This is a genomic window from Algibacillus agarilyticus (genome assembly GCF_003286125.1).
Classification (GTDB): domain Bacteria; phylum Pseudomonadota; class Gammaproteobacteria; order Enterobacterales; family Alteromonadaceae; genus Algibacillus; species Algibacillus agarilyticus.
The window spans coordinates 1-1,592 of sequence record NZ_QMED01000072.1 but is presented as its reverse complement, the minus strand read 5'-3'; the positions used below and the strand labels follow the sequence as shown (position 1 = coordinate 1,592).

Annotated in this window: 2 protein-coding genes; both read left to right on the top strand. The window is 44.9% G+C overall.

Annotated features, from left to right (window positions below; translation table 11 throughout):
• Positions 1-22: 22 nt before the first annotated feature.
• Positions 23-388 carry a putative Ig domain-containing protein gene (locus DPX34_RS21550; protein WP_438938527.1) on the top strand — a complete coding sequence of 122 codons (366 nt, stop codon included), beginning with the start codon at positions 23-25 and terminating at the stop codon, positions 386-388.
• On the top strand, positions 336-1,592 hold a 1,257-nt coding region (locus DPX34_RS21545), incomplete at its 3' end, for an Ig-like domain-containing protein (protein ID WP_232824832.1). The genes DPX34_RS21550 and DPX34_RS21545, both read left to right, overlap by 53 nt.

The following is a 1,592-nucleotide window of genomic DNA, read 5'->3' as shown; positions in this document are numbered from 1 at the left end:
TGGCACACCGACGAATGATAATGTGGGTTCACATGCAGTTGTCTTAACCGTATCGGATGGTACGACATCGGTAGATGAAAGCTTCAGCGTTACTGTCACGAATACGAATGATGCGCCGACGATAACCTCATCGGGTATTACTTCGGCAACAGAAGACAGTGCTTATAGCTACACGTTAGTCGCGAGTGATGTAGATACGGGCGATACGTTAACGTATACCGCGACAACAAAACCGGATTGGTTGACACTAACGAATAACGTATTAAGCGGTACACCGACGAATGATAATGTGGGTTCACATGCAGTTGTCTTAACCNTCAGATGGCACGACGTCGGTGACAGAAAGCTTCAGCATTACCGTCACAAATACGAACGATGCGCCTGTTAATTCGACGATGGCGAATGTGACGATTGCGGAAGATACCACATATACCTTTACAGACCATACATTGAGTGTATCGGATGTTGATGGTGATACGCTAACGCTACAGCTAGCGGCAACAGCCGGTACATTATCGTTAAGTGGCACCACTGATTTATCAGGCTCGACGGCACCGGGAGCGACATTGAGCTTTAGTGGTTCTTCTGGCTCGATAAATACCGCGTTAAATAACATGACGTATACACCGGGTGCAGACCAAAATGGTACTTATACGATATCGCAAACGGTCAGTGATGCGAGTACATCCGATGTTGATAATTTTGTTATTACTGTAACGAATGTCAATGATGCGCCAGTCAATACATTAGTGAGTAATGTCACCACTAATGAAGATACAAATTACACGTTTACCGGCTCAGACGCTCTGAGTGTGAGTGATGCTGACAGTGCCGATACACTAACGGTTACGCTTGCTTCATCAGTGGGTAGTTTGACATTAAGCGGCACAACGTCACTTAGCTTTACAGCAGGTGATGGTAGTGACGATAGCAGTATGGTCTTTAGCGGTACTCAAAATGATATTAATACCGCGTTAGCTAATTTAGTTTATACCCCAGCAACAAACAGTTCAGCCACTGCCACGGTGACCTTAACAACCCATGATGGCACAACGAGTGATGTTGATAATGCTATTATTAATGTGACGGCGATTAATGATGCGCCAGTCAATACGGTTAGTCACGCGAGTACAGCAGAAGATACGAATGTGACGCTTTCGGCAAGTCATCTTAGTGTGAGTGATATTGAATCGACAAGCGTGACGGTTTCATTAACTTCATCTAATGGTGCGATGTCACTTAATGGTGTGACTGGCTTAAACTTAACCACGGGTGATGGCACAACTGATACCGTGCTTGTTTTTGATGGTTTGATAACGGATATCAATACGGCACTCGCGGGAATGACCTTTATTCCATCAAGCCAATTTAATGGTAATGGTTTAATTACCATTGTGACCAGCGATGGTAGTGAAAGCGATACAGACACCGTGACGATAAACGTGACGGCTGTTAATGATGCACCGACTATCTCGACAAGTGGCTTGACCTCGGTTAACGAAGACAGTGCTTATAACTATACAATTTCGGCTTCAGATATAGACAGCAGCAGCCTAACGTATAGCGCGACGACGAAACCGGATTGGTTGACA